Below are 16,706 nucleotides of genomic sequence, written 5' to 3'. Positions count from 1 at the left end.
GGGCATGGCCATCGAGCTGGCCGGCCGCACCGGCCTGCGTCACCGTGTCGCAGGGGGCAAACCCTGAACGGGGTCCAAGGTTGGCTGCGGGCCCGTAGAATGGCCGGGTGCGTCATTCTGTCCTCCACCGCCGGTTCCAGGCCCTGGCCTGGCTTGCCCTGCTGCTGGTGCTGCTCGCCCCGCTGGTGAGCCGCTGGCTGGCGCACGGGCACGTGGCCGCGGCGGTGCCGGTGGCGGCGATGGATCATTCCCAGCACGCACAGCACGCGATGGAAGGCCATCACGACCACCACGCGATGGCGATGCCGCACGGCGAATCGACGCCGAAGCCGCCCGCCGATCCCCATGCCGATCATGAAATGGGCGTGGACTGTGATTACTGCCTGATCGCCGCAAGGTTGATCACGCTGCTGGTAGCGGCAGTGCTGCTGTTGGCGCCGATGGCTTCGGTGTGCCGCGCCTTGCGCGGTGCGGTGCAGACGTTGCCGCAGCAGGTCAGCGGCACATTGGGAGCGCGTGGGCCGCCGGCCTTGATGGCTGCCTGAGCCGCACGCGCGCTGCATTGATCTTCCTTCCATGAGGTTGCCGGCCACGGCCGGTGCCCGCACGCGCGTGCTTGTCCCTTTCTGATTGCTGCCCTGCCATTGCGGGGTGGCCTTGCATGCCGTGAAACAATGAAAACGAACCCCAACTCCGCGCGCCTGCGCCGGGCAGCGCTGTCTGTTGCCTGTGCGCTGCTGCTGCACGCCACTTCTGCCCTCGCTGCCGATGCGGCACCCCCGACCACGCTGGATACCGTACGCGTGATCGATACCCGCAGCGGCGAGCTGTCATCCACCGCCAGCGCCGGCTCTGCGCTGGGCCTGAGCGTGCTGCAGACACCGGCCAGCCTGACGGTGATTTCGCGCGAACAGCTGGAGCAGCGCGGCGACAGCAACCTCAACGATGCGATCAGCCGGGCGGGTGCGATCAGTGCCATGCCGCACCCGGGCAACGGCCTGAGCGCGCTCTCCAGTCGCGGCTTCACCGACGGTGCATCGGTGATGCGGCTGTACGACGGTCTGCGCCAGTACGGCGGGGTGGGCGTCACCTTCCCGTTCGATACCTGGTCGATCGAGCGCATCGAAGTGCTGCGCGGCCCGGCCTCGGTGATCCACGGCGACGGTGCGATCGGCGGCGTGATCAACATCGTGCCGAAGAAGCCCACGCGCGGGGCCATCGACAACGAGATCAGCGTGACCGTGGGCAGTGAAGACACCGCGCGTCTGGGCTTCGGCAGTGGGGGCGCGCTGACGCCCGGGCTGGCTTACCGGCTGGACCTGAGTGGCAACTACAGCGGTGGCTGGGTGGACCGCGGCCGCAACAGCGATGCCACCTTCTCCGGCGCGCTGCTGTGGCAGCCTCGTACCGACCTGCAGCTGACCCTGACCCATGCGCAGGGCCATCAGAAGCCGATGCGCTACTTCGGCACGCCGCTGGTGGACGGCCGCCAGTTGGACGCGCTGCGCCACCACAACTACAACGTGGAAGACAGTGACATCCGCTTCCGTGACCGCTGGACCCAGCTCGACGCGCTGTGGACGCCGAACGCGAACGTGGAATGGCGCACGCGCGTCTACCAGATCGACAGCCAGCGCGACTGGCGCAACGCCGAGGCCTATGTCTACAACCCGCGCACCGGCCTGATCGACCGCTCGGGCAACACCCAGATCACCCACAACCAGGACCAGAGCGGGCTGACCTCGACGCTGCGCGTGCAGGGTGAGGTGGGTGGTCTGGCCAACAGTTTCGCGGTAGGGATGGATGCCAACCGCGCGCACTTCAAGCACACCAACAACACCTATGCCGGCAGCTCCGGCCCGGTCGATCCGTTCCATCCGGTGCCGGGCCAGTTCGCCAGCGATGCGCCGAACCTGCCGCGCTACCGCAACGCCGCCGAGCAGTACGCGCTGTTCGTGGAAGACCACCTGACGCTGAGCGAGCGTTGGTCGGTGCTGGGCGGCCTGCGCCATGACCGCGCGCGCATCGATCGCACCGATCTGATCAGCGGCCAGAACGCGTTCTCGAAGACCTACAACAGCACGGGCTGGCGCGCTGGCGCGGTGTTCGCGCTGCGGCCGACGTTGAGCCTGTACGCGCAGTATTCGCAGGCGGCCGACCCGGTCAGCGGCCTGCTGATGATCAGCCCGGCCAACGGTGCATTCGATCTGGCCAAGGGCCGGCAGTTCGAAGTGGGCATGAAGCAGGCCTTCGACGGCGGTGAGTGGACGTTGGCGGCGTACCGCATCCGCAAGACCGGGCTGCTCAGTCGTGATCCGCTGGTGCCGGATCGCCGGGTGCAGGTGGGTGCGCAGACGTCGCGCGGCATCGAGGCGTCGTTTAACTGGGCCTTCGCGCCGCAGTGGTCGCTCGATGCCAACGCCACAGTGTTGAAGGCCGAGTTCGAGGACTTCCTGGAAACCACGGGTTCGCCGGCGGTACTGGTCTCGCGCGATGGCAATGTGCCGCCGAACGTGGCCGAGCGCCTGGCCAATGTGTGGCTGAGCTGGCAGTTCGCACCGGACTGGAGTGCGGCCGGTGGCGTTCGCTACGTCGGCAAGCGCTACGCCGACAACGCCAACACATTGGAACTGCCCGCCTACAGCACCACCGATCTGGCGCTGACCTGGCAGGCGGCACCGCGCACGCGGGTGAGCGCGCGCTTGTTCAACGTGTTCGACAAGGCGTACTACGCCACCGCGTACTACACCAGCACACAGTGGTTGCTGGGCGCGGACCGCCGCGTCGAGTTCACGCTCGACCATCGCTTCTGAGGACGCCGGCCATGTCGCTGCGATCCACCGCCAAGCGCTGGACCTATCTGGTGCACCGTTGGCTGGGCATCGGCGGATGCCTGCTGATGCTGCTGTGGTTCGTCAGCGGCATGGTGATGCTGTTCATCGGCTACCCGAAGCTGACACCCGGTGAGCGGCTGGCGGCGTTGCCGGTGCTGGGCGATGCGCACGGGCTGCTTGGCTTGTCGGCGTTACCAGCAGCAGTGCAGGCGGAGCCGGAGAGCGTGGCGCTGACCACGCTGCGTGGCGAGCCTGCCTACGTGGTGCGTAGTGGCAACCACGTGGGGGCGTGGTCGGCGCACACCGGGCAGGCCCTGCTGCCGGTCTCGGCACGGCGCGCCGAAGCCTCGGCGGCGCAGTTTGCCGGCGGGCCAGCCTTCGTCGGTGCGATGCGCTTGGATGAGGACCGCTGGACCCATTCGCGTGCACTGGACGCGCATCGGCCGCTGTACCGGGTGGAAGTGGGCGGTGCGCAGCCGGGTGACCTGTATGTGTCTTCGCGCACCGGTGAGGTGGTGCTGGATGCACCGCATGTACAGCAGCGCTGGAACTATGTGGGGGCGTGGCTGCACTGGCTGTACTTCCTGCGCATGCAGTCGGTCGATCCGGTGTGGACGTGGGTGGTGATCGTGCTGTCCGCGCTGTGCACGCTGGCGGCAGTGAGCGGCATCGTGGTCGGCGTGTGGCGCTGGCGTTTCCGTGGGCACTATCGTTCCGGTGCGAAGACGCCCTACGTCGAGCCGTGGATGCGCTGGCATCACCTGATCGGTCTGGTAGCAGCGGCGTTCGTGTTCACCTGGATCTTCAGTGGTCTGATGTCGATGAATCCACTGGGCGTCTTCAGCAGCACGCGCGAGGCAATTGATGCCGGGCGCTATCGCGGTGGCGCGGTGGCGGTGAATGGCGCACTGGGCGAACCGGCAGCGCTGCTGGCTGCGGCCCACGAGGGGGCGTTCATGCCGGTGGAGATCCAGTGGCGGCGCATCGGCGGTGAGCTGTTCGCGCTGCTGCTGGACGGGCAGGGCGATACGCGCATCGTGGCCGCGAGCGAAGGGCATCTTCGGTTGATGCAGTGGCTGCCGCTGGCATGGCTGCAGCACAAAGCGCAGGCGATGTCCGCCGCGCCGATGCATCGGTTCACGCTGCTGCCTGCAGCCGATGCCTATTTCTATCCACGTGCGCCGGAGGCGATGAATGGTGCGGCGGTGCGCCGCTTCCCGGTGGCAGTGGCGGACTTCGGCGATGCCGAAGCAACGCGCGTCTACGTCGATCTGGCCAGCGGTGACCCACTGCTGACCCTGGGGCATCGTGAGCGGGCCGGGCGCTGGCTGTTCTACTTCCTGCACAGCTGGGACCTGCCGGCGATGCTGCGGCAGGAGACGGCGCGGTTGGGCGTGCTGCTGCTGTTGAGCACGGCCGGCACCGCGCTGTGCGCGACGGCTACGGTGATCGGTTACCGGCGGGTGCGGATGAAGCTGCGGCGCCGGCGCCGTTGATGCCGCGCGCTACACCCGCAGCCAGCGTGTGGACACCGCCACCATCAGCAGTGCGATGGCCACACCGATGAACGCAGCGATCAGCCCGAAGTGGTTGGCGGCAAAGCCGATGAGTGCCGGGCCGGCAAGGATGCCGGCAAAGCCCAGCGTGGAGACGGCGGTGATCGCCAGCGCACCCGGCATGCGGGTCTGGTGGCCCGCCAGCGAGAACAGCGCCGGCGCGATGTTGGCGCAGCCCAGGCCGACCAGCACATACCCGGCCAGTGAGGCCTGCCAGGGCGTGACCAGCGTGAGCACCAGTACGCCGCTGGCAGCGAGCAGGCCGCCGAACACGATGGCGCGTTCGCGTCCCACCCGCGCCACCAGTGCATCGCCGAACAGGCGCGCGACGGTCATGGTCAGGGTGAAGGTCACATAGCCGATGCCGGCCAGGCTCGCATCGACGCGGCGTACATCGCTGAGGAACACCGCGCTCCAGTCCAGCATCGCGCCTTCGCCGAGGAAAGCAATGAAGGCCAGCACGCCGATGAACAGCACGATGCCATGGGGCATCGCCAGCATCGGGGTGTCGTGGGGCATGCGTTCGCTGTGCCAGTACGACGCCGACACCAGCATCGCCAGCAGCATTGCAGCCACACCGATCAGCACCGAGGCCAGCGGTGGCAGCTGTGCGGAAAGCAGCAGGGTCATCATCGCTGCACCGAGGAAGCCGCCGATGCTGAAGAAGGCGTGGAAGCCGGACATCATCACGCGCCGTGCCTCGCGCTCGACGATCACCGCCTGTACGTTCATGGTGCAGTCCATCGCGCCAACGGCGGCACCGAACACGAACAGCACCAGGCCCAGCAGCCACGCCGAATCGGCCAGTGCCAGCCCGGGCACGGTCAGGCAGATCAGCAGGCTGCTGGCCACCATCACCCGGCGGCAGCCGAGGCGCGCGGCCAGCACGCCGGACAACGGCATCGCCAGCAGCGAACCGGCACCGAGGCAGAGCAGCACCAGGCCCAATGTGGCGTCGTTGATCTCCGTACGTGCCTTGGCGAACGGCACCAGGGTGGCCCACAGCGCGGTGGCGAAGCCGGGAATGAAGAACGCAGCGCGGGTCGCGTGCTGTTCGGCACGCGCGCGGTTGGCAAGGGACATGAGCGGTACGGTCAGGGGGGAGTGGGGTGCACTGCGATGCCGGCGGCGCGGAAGCGCGCGGCCAAGGCCGGTGGTGCGCTGGTGGTGAGCACCAGGTCGTCGATCTCGTCCAGGCTGGCAATCTGCCAATGGCCACGGGCGCCGAGCTTCTCGGTGGTGGCGGCGACGATGACACGGCTGCTGCAGGCCACCATGGCACGCTTCAATGTGGCTTCTTCGGCATCCATCGCCCACACACCGGTGTCGCCGTCCACCGCGCACGGGCCGGGCAGGTACACGTCGGCACGCAGGCGCTGCACCTGGGCCAGTGCTTCGGCGCCCACCGCGCCCCCACCGCTGGCCAGGCGGCCGCCGATCAGCTGCACGGAAGTGCCTTCATGCAGGCTGGCGGCGGTGGCGATCTGCGGCGCGTTGGTGATCACCGTCAGTGCCAGTTCGGGTGGCAACTGCTGGGCGATGGCCAGGTTGGTCGAACTGGCATCGAGCAGCACCAGCTGGCCAGGTTGCAGCAGGGCACAGACGCGCGCGGCCAGTTCGGCCTTGTCGCCACGGTCGCGGGTGAGCCGCTCGCGCAGCGGGCGTTCCTTCGGCGGCGGCAGCACGGCGCCGCCGTAGACGCGCTGGCACAGGCCCTGGGCGGCCAGTTCGCGCAGGTCGCGGCGGATCGAATCTTCGGAGACGGCATAACGACGCGCCAGCTCGGCGGCCACCACGCGGCCCTGCTGGCGCAGTTCCTCGAGGATTAGCCGGGTGCGCTCGGCGGGGAGGGAATTGGGTTCGGAGCTCATGGTACGAGTGTGCATGTTCGTGCATTAACGTGCAACAACAGGCATTGGGTAATGGCGGGGCCGATGAGCGGGTGAGCCCGTGCCGTCGTAGGGTTTTGGAATGCGGCAGTGGCCCGGCATCATGGCCGCGCTTCTGGCATGGAATCCCTGATGTCCCCCATCGTTCACCGCAGGCTGCGCATCGGCGCGGACCAGTACACCGGCCAGAAAGTGGTCGACCAGCAGTTCCACGAATGCGATTTTTCCGGCGTGGACCTGACCGCCACCGAGTTCATCAACTGCAGCTTCTACGATGCTGACAGCCGCCTGGGCTGCCGCTTCAACGGCGCCACGCTGAAGGAAGCCAGCTTCCGCAGCTGCGACCTCAGCCTGTGCCATTTCAACTTCATCAAGGCGCTCGGCCTGGAGATCAGCGAGTGCCGCGCGCAGGGCGCGGACTTCAGCAACGCCAGCTTCATGAACCAGATCACCACGCGCAGCTGGTTCTGCAGTGCGTTCATCAAGAAATCGAACCTGCGCTATGCCAATTTTTCGCGGGTGACGCTGGAAAAGTGCGAGCTGTGGGAGAACTGCTGGGACGGCGCGAATGTGAGCGGTGCCAGCTTCGCCGGCTCGGACCTGTCCGGGGGCCAGTTCGAGGGCATCGACTGGAACAGCGCCAACTTCACCGACTGCGATCTGACCAACTCGGAGCTGGGTGAGCTGGACCTGCGCAGCACCAACCTGCGCGGCGCCACGCTGGACGTGCAGCAGGTGGCGCTGTTGATGCAGCGCATCGGCATTACGGTGGTGCCGTAGGCATCACCCGGCGCACGCCACCCAGCCCTTGAAAGTGAAGCCTGCATAGAACAGCTCCACGCCGTCGAAGCCGGCCTCCTGCAGCAGGGCGACCTCCTGTTCGGGCGCCAGCAGTGGCAATCGCTCGGCAATGGCCTCGATCGCGCGCTGCGCATCGGCGTGAGCAACGCCAGAGGCTTCGGCGAACGCTGCGTAGCGCTGCAGCCAGCGCAGCTTGCCGGCCGGATCCTGCGGCACGCTGTGATGCGCCACCACCAGCGGCGCGCCGGGCTGCAGGCGCCTGTGCAGCTCGCGCAGCGTGTGCAGGCGCTGCGCCGGGTCGAGGAAGTGCAGGGTCAACAGGCAGCTGGCACCATCGAATCGCATGTCCGGGGCATCGTCGATATAGCCTTCCAGCAGTTCGACGCGTGCGTTCAACGGGCCCAGTGTCTGCTCGGCCAGGGCCAGCATCGGCGCGGCCGGATCCACGCCCAGCAGCTGCCAGTCCGGCTGCGCCTCAGCGAAGGCTTTCAGCTCCAGCCCGCCACCGGCACCCAGTACCAGCACGCGACCGTGTGCGGGAACGCGTTCGGCCAGCAGCAGGCGGCTCATCTGCTGCAACGCGAGGAAACCGGGCACCTGGCGCAGCGGTGCTTCGGCATAGCGGGCCACCGCCTGCGGATCGGAGAACGTGGACATGCGTGGATTCCTGCAGTGGGCGACATTCCACTGTAGCGCGGCGCGCAAGGGCATTGCGCGCCACTGCCGCATCGTCGCGGCCAGTTGCCGGGCGTGCGCGTGGTGGTGGATGCGCTGGTTGCGCATTACCAGCTCAACGCAGCGCCCGCGCCAGCACCTGCCAGATCCGTGCGTCCTGGCACTGCGAAACGTTGAAGCGCAGATAGTCGGCCGCGCGCTGCGACTGGCTGAACGCGTTGCCCGGTGCCAGCACGATGCCTTCGCGCAGGCATTGCCGCGCCAGCGCGGCGGAATCGCGGCCATCGGGCAGCTGGCACCACAGGAACAAGCCCGCCTCCGGCTGCAGCCACGGGGTGATGCCCAGTGTCTGCAGCTTGCGCAGCGTATGCCGGCGCGCATCGGCCAAACGCGAACGCACCGAGTGCATGTGGCGACGATAGCCGCTGTCGGTCAACGCGATGTGCATCAGCTGCGCAGCCAGATGGCCACCACCGAAGCTGGTCGCCAGCTTCAAGTCGGTCAATGCTTCGATCCACTCATGGCGTGCAGCGATGTAGCCGCAGCGCGAGGCCGCCGACAGCGTCTTGGAGAAGCTGCCGACGTGGATCACCCGCGACAGCCCATCGAGTGCGGCCAGTCGCGGCGCCGGCTGCAGTTCGAAGTCGGCGAAGATGTCGTCCTCGACGATGATCAACTCGTTGCGTTCGGCCAGGCCCAGCAGCCGGTGCGCGGTGCTGGCCGAAAGCACCGCGCCGGTCGGGTTGTGCAATCCGGAATTGGTGATGTACAGCCGCGGCGAATGGTCCTGCAATGTGCGTTCGAACGCTTCAAGGTCCGGGCCGGCGGGGGTGTACGGCACGCCCACCGCCTGCACCTGGTGCGCCTTCAGCAGGGCGTGGTAGTTGAAATAGCTCGGGTCATCGACCAGCACGCAGTCGCCGGGCTTGAGCAGGAAGCGGCAGATCAGGTCGACCGCGTGCGTCCCGGATTCGGTCAGCAGGATCTGCTCCATCGGTGCGTCGATGCCCAGCGTCGCGCTGCGCCGTTGCAGCAGCTGGCGCAATGCGGGAAACCCGAGTGGGCCAGCGTAGTCGACCAGTTGCACGGCATCGGCACGTGCCAGCCGACGCAGACCGCGGCGCACGCCATCGTGATACAGCCAGTCACTGGGCATCCAGCCGCAGCCTGGCTTGAGGTGGCCCGGTGGGGTTTCCAGCGACTGCCGCGACACCCACAACGGGTCCACCGCGCGGTCCAGCCGGGGTTCCATTTCGGCCAGTGCCAGCGGCGCGGCCGGCCCACTGACGTAGAAGCCGGATCCTGCGCGCGCACTGATCAAACCTTCGGCCGCCAGACGCTCGTAGGCCTCGACCACGGTGGAGACTGAGACGGCCATCGCTGCGGCCTGCGAGCGCACCGAGGGCAGGCGGGAGCCGGGGCCATCCACGCGCGCGGTGATGCGGTTGCGGACAGCCTGGATGACCGATTCGATGCGGGTAAGCGGACGTGGCATGGCAGCACTGTAATGGAAGTGTAGGCAGTACAGTTCTTCGTGACTGTACTGGATTGTAGCTGGGGTGGTTTCGCTGTCGATGCTTACATACAGGCTTCGCCAGGCGTCGCCCGGCACTTCAGGATCACAGGCGTGGAACGGTCGGCGAGTGGTTGGATCAATGGCTTCATCGGTGTGGTGATCTTCGCCGGCTCATTGCCGGCCACCCGTCTGGCGGTGCTGCAGTTGGATGCGGGTTTCGTCACCGCCGCGCGCGCCACCATTGCTGCAGTGCTCGGCCTGGGGCTGCTATTGATGCTGCGCCAACCGTGGCCGCGGCGCAGCGACCTGCCTGGCCTGGTCGTGGTCAGCCTCGGGGTGGTGGTCGGTTTTCCGCTGCTGACGGCGCTCGCGCTGCGCCATGCGTCGTCGGCGCACACCATCGTGTTTCTCGGCCTGCTGCCGCTGAGCACCGCGGCATTCGGCGTGCTGCGCGGTGGCGAGCGGCCGCGCCCGGCGTTCTGGTTGTTCTCGTTGCTGGGCAGCGCCTGCGTGGTCGGCTATGCCGCGCGCAACGGCATTGAAGCCTCGTTGCAGGCCGACCTGCTGATGCTGGCGGCGATCATGGTATGCGGGCTCGGTTACGCCGAGGGTGGCCGGCTGGCCCGCCACCTGGGCGGCTGGCAGGTGATCAGCTGGGCGTTGCTGCTGGCGATGCCGGCGATGCTGCCGTTGGCGGTACTGATGCGCCCGGCCTCGTTCACGGCGGTGGGCGCCTCGGCGTGGTGGGCGCTGGGCTACGTGGCGGTGTTCAGCATGCTGCTCGGCTTCCTGTTCTGGTATCGCGGGCTGGCGCAGGGGGGCATCGCCGCCGTCGGACAGCTGCAGCTGCTGCAGCCCTTCTTCGGCCTGGCTTTGGCTGCACTGCTGCTGCACGAGACGGTCAGCCTCAGCATGGTGCTGGTGACCGTGGTTGCCGTGATCTGCGTGGCGGGCGCCCGCCGCTTCAGCCGCTGACCTGCGGTGGCTTGCCGTCATCCCGTTGTCGTTTCCCGATCACGCCGCCTATGCCCCTCCAGGCCTAGCGTTGATCGTCCCCGTCCCCCACGGAGACCCACCATGTGGCTGCTCGACCATCTCTGGCCCCGCCGCAGGCCCGTGCCCGCCCCGGTTGCCGCCGAGCCGCCGGCGATGCCCCGCCGGCCCTGGCTGAAACGCCCCGCGCGGGCCGGCCGCAGCGGCATGGCGCCCTGGCAGAAGATCGCCGCACCGCCGCGGCGCAGCCGCCACTAGGCGCTGCGGTCGGCGGGGTGGTTGACCCCGTCGTTGACCGGGATCACGCCCAGCGCGAACGGGTCGATGCCTTCCAGGCAGGCCACGTTGTAGCCGTACTGGTCGGGGTTGGAGCGCCGGCGATGATGGGTGTAGATGCCGCACACGCCGCAGAAGTAGTGCTCGGCCACGTGGGTATTGAACTGGTACCGCTGCAGGTGGTTCTGCCCGCGCAGCACCTGCAGGCCTGCGCGGGTGACGCTGGCGGCGATGGCGCCACGGCGGCGGCACATCGAGCAGTCGCAGCGGCGCGGGTCGACGATGCCATCGGGCAGATCGAGCAGCAGTTCGACCGCACCGCAGTGGCAGGTGGCGCGGTGCCGGGGTTGGACCGGAACGCCGGCCACGGAGGTAATGCCCATTGTTGATCCTGTGTGGTGGAACGTGGTCCAAGACCCTGCGCCGGTCGGCCTGAACGGGCCGTAGATGCCACGCTGAGCCGGCTTGTGGCTAACTATGCGGCTTCAAGACCGCCACAGGATGCCAGTGAACGCCGCAGGACGTTGGATGACAGGAAGTGCCATGGCGCTGGCGGCGTTGTGGGTGACCGGGCTGCTGGCCTATCAGCTGCCAGGGCCGGGCTGGCTGGCCACGGGCGTGGCGATGCTGTGGCTGCTGCTCGCCCTGTGGGCCGCGTGGCAGGTGGCGCGAGGCCACGGCACGCGCCGCCTGGGCCTGGCGTTCGGCGCATCGCTGGCGCTGGCCGGGCTGTGGTGGCTGCTGCTGACCCCGCGCCAGGACCGGGTATGGGCCGACGATGTTGCCCAGCGCCTGCATGTGGTGTCTTTCGACGGCCGCCATGTGGTGCTTGACAACGTGCGTGACTTCACCTGGCGCAGCGAGACCGACTACGACGCGCGCTGGGTGCGCCGCGAGTACGATCTTGACCAGCTGCGCTCGGCCGACCTGGTGCTGTCGTACTGGATGGGCCCGGCCATTGCCCACACGCTGATCTCGTTCGGCTTCGACGACGGTCGCCATGTGGTGTTCTCGCTGGAGATCCGCAAGGAACGTGGTGAATCGTTCTCGGCGCTGGGCGGCTTCTTCCGCAAATTCGAGATGACCCTGGTCGCCTCGGAGGAGACCGACATCATCCGCACCCGCACCAACGCGCGTGGCGAGGATGTTTACCTGTACCGCCTGCATGGCATGGACCGCGCGCAGCTGAAGGAACTGTTCGCGGCCTACATCGCGCAGGCGCGCGAGCTGGATGCGAAGCCGGGCTTCTACAACACGCTGACCAGCAACTGCACCACCATCGTCTTCGACCTGGCCCGGCATATCGCGCCGCGTCTGCCGCTGGACTATCGCCTGCTGCTGTCCGGCTATCTGGCCGAGTACGCACTGGAGGTCGGCGCGCTGACCCCGGGCGTACCGTACGCCGAGCTGCACGACAAGGGCCGCATCACCCAGCGTGCGCTGGAGCTGGGCAGCGGCGACCATTTCTCCACCGTGATCCGCCAGGGCGTGCCCGGCACCGAGCAGGACCCGCAGTAATGACCCCATTGTTCCCCTTCCGCTGGCAGCGCCTGCTGCCGGCGTTGTTCGCCGCCTTCCTGCTGCTGGGCAGCAGCGGCTGTGCGATGGTCACCGTCAAGCAGGTCACCTCCAGCGATTCGCTGGTCAACAAGCGCGCCGACGTGCTCAACACCGGCAAGCTCAGCCCCGCCGCGCGCGAGACGCTCAGCGCGGCGGGCCTGGACGAGTCGCAGTGCGAAAAGGACTTCCTGGTCTGCCGCAGCACGCTGCTGATGACCGATGATCTCAACGTCGAGCAGCGGCTGTCGGCGCTGTCCGAGCTGTGGGTGAAGGCGGCGCTGGCGCTGACCCCGAAGAAGTCCGCCGCCGGCGATCCACCGATGAGTGACGCGGCGCTGGATGCCTGGCTGGAAGCGGCCCGTTACGCGTATGCCTACCTGTTCTACAGCGGCCGATCACCGTCCGACCGCGCCTTCGAGGATCGGCAGACCCAGGTGCGCGACTACTACAACTATGCGGCCGAGAAGGCCGCGGTGGTGCTGTTCGTGCGCGCGCGTGCGGCGGCATTGGCCGGCGAGGACTATACGAAGCCGCTCTCGGTCGGCAGCTGGTCATTGGCCTCCAACTATCAGCAGTTGAACCTGAAGAGCATCCCGGCGCAGCTGGTGCCGGCCGGCACGGTGAGCTTCGTTGGCCTGCGCAGCACCTATCGCCGCGACGGCTTCGGTGCCGAGCTGGTGATGGTGATGGACCCGCCGAAGCTGGTGGCACCGGTGATCGCACCCGATGGCCCCAAGGCCGATAGCGCGCCGGATGACCAAGACGATTCGCGCCGCGGTCGCCGCCATCGGCATGACGACTCGGTACCCGAGTTCAGCGAGATGTCTTCGATCAATGTCACCGCGCTGCTGCGCTTCGAGGGCAGCAACCTGGACGATGTGATGCGCACGCGCCGGGTCGAGCTGGATGCTTATTCGCCCGAAGCCACCGAGCGCATCACCCTGCATGGCGAGCAGGTGCCGCTGGCCGGCAACTTCACCGCTGCCTACGGCCTGTGGCTGGCGCAGAGTGGCTTCGCCCGGCAGTCGCTGCGCACCCTGTTCGGCATGAGCGAGGGCATCGGCGAACCGCATATCTACCTGATGCAGCCGTGGGACCCGAACCGCCGCATCATCTTCATGCTGCACGGCCTGGCCAGCAGCCCCGAAGCGTGGGTGAACCTGGCCAACGAGATCATGGGCGACCCCGAGCTGCGCCAGCAGTTCCAGGTGTGGCAGGTCTATTACCCGACCAATGCGCCGATCGCGCTGAACCGCTACGAGATCGCCAATGCGTTCAACGACACGCTGAAGCATTTCGATCCCAACGGCAGCACGCGTGCATCGAAGGACATGGTCTACATCGGTCACAGCATGGGCGGCGTGCTCGCGCGCCTGCTGGTCAGTGATTCCGGAGACGTGCTGTGGAATGACCTGTTGGCCAACTACGACCTGAAGGGCGAGCGCCTGAAGCGCGTGCAGAACAAGCTGGGGCCGCTGCTGCATTTCAAGGCGCAGCCGAACGTGGAGCGTGCGATCTTCATCGCCGCACCGCACCAGGGCACCGATATTGCCGGCAACAAGGTCGGGCGCCTGATCGGCCGCCTGGTGCGCCTGCCGCTGACCATCCTCGGCAAGTTCGAGGATGTGTTCCTGGCGCTGGCGCAGGCCGAACAGCAGGTCGACGGCACAGCCAAGCCGAAGATCCCCAACAGCATCGACAACCTCAAGGCCAGCGATCCGTTCGTGAAGGCGGCCGCACAGCTGCCGATCGAGGCCGGCCTGAAGTACCACTCGATCATCGCCCAGCGCAAACCGGAATTGCCGGTGCAGAAGTCCGACGATGGGCTGGTGCCGTACTGGAGTGCGCACCTGCCGGGCGCGCTGTCGGAGAAGGTGATCATCTCCGGGCACAGCGTGCAGGAGACGCCGCAGGCGGTGCTGGAAGTGCGCCGCATCCTGCATCGGGACATCGATGATGTAGGCGCCGCCAGCACACCCTGACCGCTGCGTTCGCTGGGCGTGGCTCGCCTTCCAGTAGCGCCGGACCACGTCCTGCGGCGCTACACCCGTCTTGCGATCAGCGTGGCCAGCACCGCCAGGCCGAAGGTGATCGCCAGGCACAGCAGGTAACCGGTGTGCGGTGCGCTGTCCACGAACAACGCGAACAGCGCGCCGGAGACCGCCAGCGCGGTGGTCACCGACAATGCCTCGCTGAGTTGCAGCGCGGAAGTGTTGGCACCTTGCTCATGCGGCGCCGACAGCGAAAGCGTCAGCACCGACAGGCTGGCGTAGATCATGCCCATGCCGAAGCCGGTCACGGCCCAGCCAAGCAGCGACATCGGCAGGGGCACCACGTTGAACAGCACCGCCAGCGTGGCGGCGATGCCGACGGTCATCAATGACGTACCCGTGCGCAGCAGCTGCTGGCGCGACCAGCCGCGCTGCTGGTGGCCCTGCAGCCATGAACCGGCGAACCAGCCCAGCGCACCGAGGCTGAGCACGGCGCCGGCCCAGCTGGGCGACAGCCCGCGTTCGCGCTGCAGCAGCAGCGGCAGATAGGCCTCGCAGGCAAAGAACGCTGCAGCCGCGATGCCACGCAGCGCAATCACGCTGGGCAGGCCACGGCGCAGCATCAATGTGCCGGCCGGCAGCAGACGGTGCACGCAGAACAGCAGCGCCAGCATCGCCACGCCGATGCAGAGCAGGGCCGCTGCTCCCTGCTGCTGGCCGCCGAAATACAGCAACAACGCCGCCAGCGAGGCACCGCTGGCCCAGCGCACCACCTTGCCGCCTCCATCATCGGCGCTGCCGGCAGGACTGGGCTGCATGCGTGCCAGCGCGGGGCGCAGCAGCAGGGCCGCCGGAACCGCCAGCAACGGCACCGCCAGGAACACCCAGCGCCAGCCGAGGTGCTGCACGATCAGGCCGCTCAGTGCCGGGCCGATCATCGACGGCACTACCCAGCCGGCGGAGAACGCCGCGAACACCTTCGGTCGCAGGTGTTCGGGGTAGCTGCGGCCCACCATCACGTACAGCGAGACCGAGATCGCGCCTGCGCCCAGGCCCTGCAGCAGGCGCCCGGCCACCAGCATGCCCATGCGCATCGCGAAGCCGGCCAGCAGCAGGCCCAGTACGAAGCAGGCCAGGCCATACCAGAGCGGTCGTGCCGGGCCGTGGCGGTCTGCCCAACGCCCGGCCAGGGTCATCCCGATCACGCTGGTGGCCAGCGTGCCGCCAAAGGCCAGCGCGTACAGACGCAGGCCATCCAGCGCCTCGGCCACGGTGGGCATGGCGGCGGCCACGGCCAGTGCCTCGAAGGCGTGCAGCGCGACCAGCGCGACCATGCCGAGGGTGGTGGCGCGGTAGCGGGTGGACAGGATCGACCTGGCGGCCGGCGGGTGCGTGTCGGCGGGCGAGAGTGTTGTGTTCATACCAGGCAGCTGCGGGCCGCGCTTGTCAACGAGCGGCGAAGATAGCAGCATGACACCTCAACCGTAGTTGAGGTCAAGGCATGGCATCCCAGGAATTGAGCGTGGGAGAGGTTTCCCAGCGCAGTGGCGTGGCCATTTCCGCGTTGCACTTCTACGAGCGCAAGGGCCTGATCAGCAGCCTGCGCACCTCCGGCAACCAGCGCCGCTACAACCGCGACGTGCTGCGCCGGCTGGCGGTGATCCGTGTGGCACAACGGGTGGGCATGCCGCTGGAGGCGGTCGCGCGGGCATTCGAGAGCCTGCCCGAGGGACGGACACCGACCAAGGCCGACTGGGCCAAGCTGTCCGCACGCTGGCGCACCGAACTGGAACAGCGCATCCATATGCTGCAGCTGCTGCGCGATGAACTGACCGGCTGCATCGGCTGCGGTTGCCTGTCGCTGAAGCGCTGCCGACTGGCCAACCCCGAAGACATCCTCGGCGAACGCGGCGACGGCCCGATGCGTTGGGAATGAGCGAAGAAGAGGCCGGGTCCCGGTAGCGCCATGCCCGGCGGATCACCAGACGGTGAGGGTCTCGCCGCTCTGGATGCCCTCGACCGCGCGCTGGAACGCCAGCGCTGCGCGCTGTGCGGTCACCGCTTCGAAGCCCGGGAAGTAGGGGCCGTAGTCGGCCATCGACTCGACCAGCACGTTGGGGCTGATCACGTTGATGCGCAGGCCGCGCGGCAGCAGCTCCAGCGCGGCGGCACGCACGAAGCCTTCCAGTGCGGCATTCACCGCCGTGGCGTTGACGCCATCGCGGATCGGATGGGCGCTGATGATGCCGCTGGTGAGGGTGATCGAGCCGCCGGCGCTGAGGTGATGCTGCGCGGCCAGCGCCAATCGCACCTGCCCCAGCAGCTTGTCCTGCAGGCCAAGGTTGAACTGCGCCGGCGTCATCTCCTGCAGCGGGCCGAAGTGCACTGCGCCGGTGGTGGAAATAACCGCATCGACCGTACCGGTGCGCGCGAACAGATCAGCGACGCTGGCATCGTCGGTCAGGTCGACGCGCAGTTCGCCGCTGTGGCGGCCGGCAGACAGGATCTGGTGCTGCTGGCCGATTTGGCGCGCGACTGCCTGGCCGAGGGTGCCGTTCGCGCCGACGAGGAGGATCTTCATGGCCGTTCCTTGCGAGTGGGATGGGCGCAGTGTG

At 67.9% G+C, this 16,706-nt stretch carries 16 protein-coding genes; 9 read left to right on the top strand and 7 right to left on the bottom strand.

Annotated elements, in window-relative coordinates:
* The first annotated feature begins 158 nt into the window (after positions 1–158).
* The 3 genes from AC5YGJ_RS01900 to AC5YGJ_RS01890 all read left to right on the top strand — a co-directional run bounded on the left by AC5YGJ_RS01900 (position 159) and on the right by AC5YGJ_RS01890 (position 4,330).
* Positions 159–545 carry a DUF2946 family protein gene (locus AC5YGJ_RS01900; protein ID WP_496185611.1) on the top strand — a complete coding sequence of 129 codons (387 nt, stop codon included), beginning with the start codon at positions 159–161 and terminating at the stop codon, positions 543–545.
* A 129-nt stretch (positions 546–674) separates the two neighbouring features.
* Positions 675–2,813 (top strand): TonB-dependent receptor, encoded by a 2,139-nt coding sequence (locus AC5YGJ_RS01895; RefSeq protein WP_496185558.1) that lies wholly within the window; start codon positions 675–677, stop codon positions 2,811–2,813.
* A gap of 11 nt (positions 2,814–2,824) precedes the next feature.
* Positions 2,825–4,330, top strand: a complete 1,506-nt coding sequence (locus tag AC5YGJ_RS01890; RefSeq protein WP_496185557.1) for a PepSY domain-containing protein — start codon at positions 2,825–2,827, stop codon at positions 4,328–4,330.
* Positions 4,331–4,339: 9 nt separating this feature from the next.
* Here AC5YGJ_RS01890 and AC5YGJ_RS01885 read toward each other — a convergent pair whose 3' ends face one another.
* Together AC5YGJ_RS01885 and AC5YGJ_RS01880 are read right to left on the bottom strand one after the other, a co-directional pair.
* Positions 4,340–5,473: an MFS transporter gene (locus tag AC5YGJ_RS01885; RefSeq protein WP_496185556.1), complete on the bottom strand. Its 1,134-nt coding sequence runs from the start codon at positions 5,471–5,473 to the stop codon at positions 4,340–4,342.
* Between the two features lie 11 nt (positions 5,474–5,484).
* Positions 5,485–6,261, bottom strand: coding sequence for a DeoR/GlpR family DNA-binding transcription regulator (locus AC5YGJ_RS01880; protein ID WP_496185555.1), 777 nt, complete (start codon positions 6,259–6,261; stop codon positions 5,485–5,487).
* 150 nt (positions 6,262–6,411) lie between these two features.
* On the opposite strand from AC5YGJ_RS01880, the gene smqnr reads away from it, so the two are divergent.
* Positions 6,412–7,059, top strand: coding sequence for a SmQnr family pentapeptide repeat protein (gene smqnr / locus AC5YGJ_RS01875; protein ID WP_309339237.1), 648 nt, complete (start codon positions 6,412–6,414; stop codon positions 7,057–7,059).
* A 3-nt stretch (positions 7,060–7,062) separates the two neighbouring features.
* Here the strand turns inward: smqnr and AC5YGJ_RS01870 are convergent, their stop codons facing one another.
* Both AC5YGJ_RS01870 and AC5YGJ_RS01865 read right to left on the bottom strand, forming a co-directional pair.
* Entirely contained in the window at positions 7,063–7,737 is a 675-nt protein-coding gene (locus AC5YGJ_RS01870) for a class I SAM-dependent methyltransferase (protein ID WP_496185554.1), read from the bottom strand.
* A gap of 133 nt (positions 7,738–7,870) precedes the next feature.
* Positions 7,871–9,250, bottom strand: a complete 1,380-nt coding sequence (locus tag AC5YGJ_RS01865; RefSeq protein ID WP_496185553.1) for an aminotransferase-like domain-containing protein — start codon at positions 9,248–9,250, stop codon at positions 7,871–7,873.
* Positions 9,251–9,382: 132 nt separating this feature from the next.
* Between AC5YGJ_RS01865 and AC5YGJ_RS01860 the strand changes: the two genes are divergently transcribed.
* Together AC5YGJ_RS01860 and AC5YGJ_RS01855 are read left to right on the top strand one after the other, a co-directional pair.
* On the top strand, positions 9,383–10,246 hold the full coding sequence (locus AC5YGJ_RS01860) for a DMT family transporter (protein ID WP_496185552.1): 864 nt from the start codon (positions 9,383–9,385) through the stop codon (positions 10,244–10,246).
* A gap of 102 nt (positions 10,247–10,348) precedes the next feature.
* Positions 10,349–10,522: a hypothetical protein gene (locus tag AC5YGJ_RS01855; protein ID WP_496185551.1), complete on the top strand. Its 174-nt coding sequence runs from the start codon at positions 10,349–10,351 to the stop codon at positions 10,520–10,522.
* Here the strand turns inward: AC5YGJ_RS01855 and AC5YGJ_RS01850 are convergent.
* The gene (locus AC5YGJ_RS01850) at positions 10,519–10,923 is read right to left on the bottom strand and encodes a GFA family protein (protein WP_107230050.1); all 405 of its coding nucleotides are present in this window, start codon (positions 10,921–10,923) and stop codon (positions 10,519–10,521) included. The genes AC5YGJ_RS01855 and AC5YGJ_RS01850 overlap by 4 nt on opposite strands.
* A 160-nt stretch (positions 10,924–11,083) precedes the next feature.
* Here AC5YGJ_RS01850 and AC5YGJ_RS01845 point away from each other — a divergent pair, with 160 nt between their 5' ends.
* Together AC5YGJ_RS01845 and AC5YGJ_RS01840 are read left to right on the top strand one after the other, a co-directional pair.
* Positions 11,084–12,058, top strand: a complete 975-nt coding sequence (locus AC5YGJ_RS01845; RefSeq protein WP_496185610.1) for an Lnb N-terminal periplasmic domain-containing protein — start codon at positions 11,084–11,086, stop codon at positions 12,056–12,058.
* Positions 12,058–14,082 carry an esterase/lipase family protein gene (locus AC5YGJ_RS01840; protein WP_496185550.1) on the top strand — a complete coding sequence of 675 codons (2,025 nt, stop codon included), beginning with the start codon at positions 12,058–12,060 and terminating at the stop codon, positions 14,080–14,082. Before AC5YGJ_RS01845 ends, AC5YGJ_RS01840 begins: the two co-directional genes overlap by 1 nt.
* Before the next feature lie 59 nt (positions 14,083–14,141).
* Here the strand turns inward: AC5YGJ_RS01840 and AC5YGJ_RS01835 are convergent, their stop codons facing one another.
* Positions 14,142–15,563 carry an MFS transporter gene (locus AC5YGJ_RS01835; protein ID WP_496185549.1) on the bottom strand — a complete coding sequence of 474 codons (1,422 nt, stop codon included), beginning with the start codon at positions 15,561–15,563 and terminating at the stop codon, positions 14,142–14,144.
* A gap of 29 nt (positions 15,564–15,592) precedes the next feature.
* Between AC5YGJ_RS01835 and soxR the strand changes: the two genes are divergently transcribed.
* A complete protein-coding gene (gene soxR / locus AC5YGJ_RS01830; RefSeq protein ID WP_107230054.1) occupies positions 15,593–16,027 on the top strand; it encodes a redox-sensitive transcriptional activator SoxR in 435 nt (144 codons plus the stop codon).
* A gap of 42 nt (positions 16,028–16,069) precedes the next feature.
* Here the strand turns inward: soxR and AC5YGJ_RS01825 are convergent, their stop codons facing one another.
* Positions 16,070–16,672 (bottom strand): short chain dehydrogenase, encoded by a 603-nt coding sequence (locus AC5YGJ_RS01825; RefSeq protein ID WP_496185548.1) that lies wholly within the window; start codon positions 16,670–16,672, stop codon positions 16,070–16,072.
* Between the last annotated feature and the right edge of the window lie 34 nt (positions 16,673–16,706).

It is taken from the genome of Stenotrophomonas sp. CS3K5 (assembly GCF_059515225.1).
This window is presented reverse-complemented; position numbering and strand designations above follow the sequence as displayed.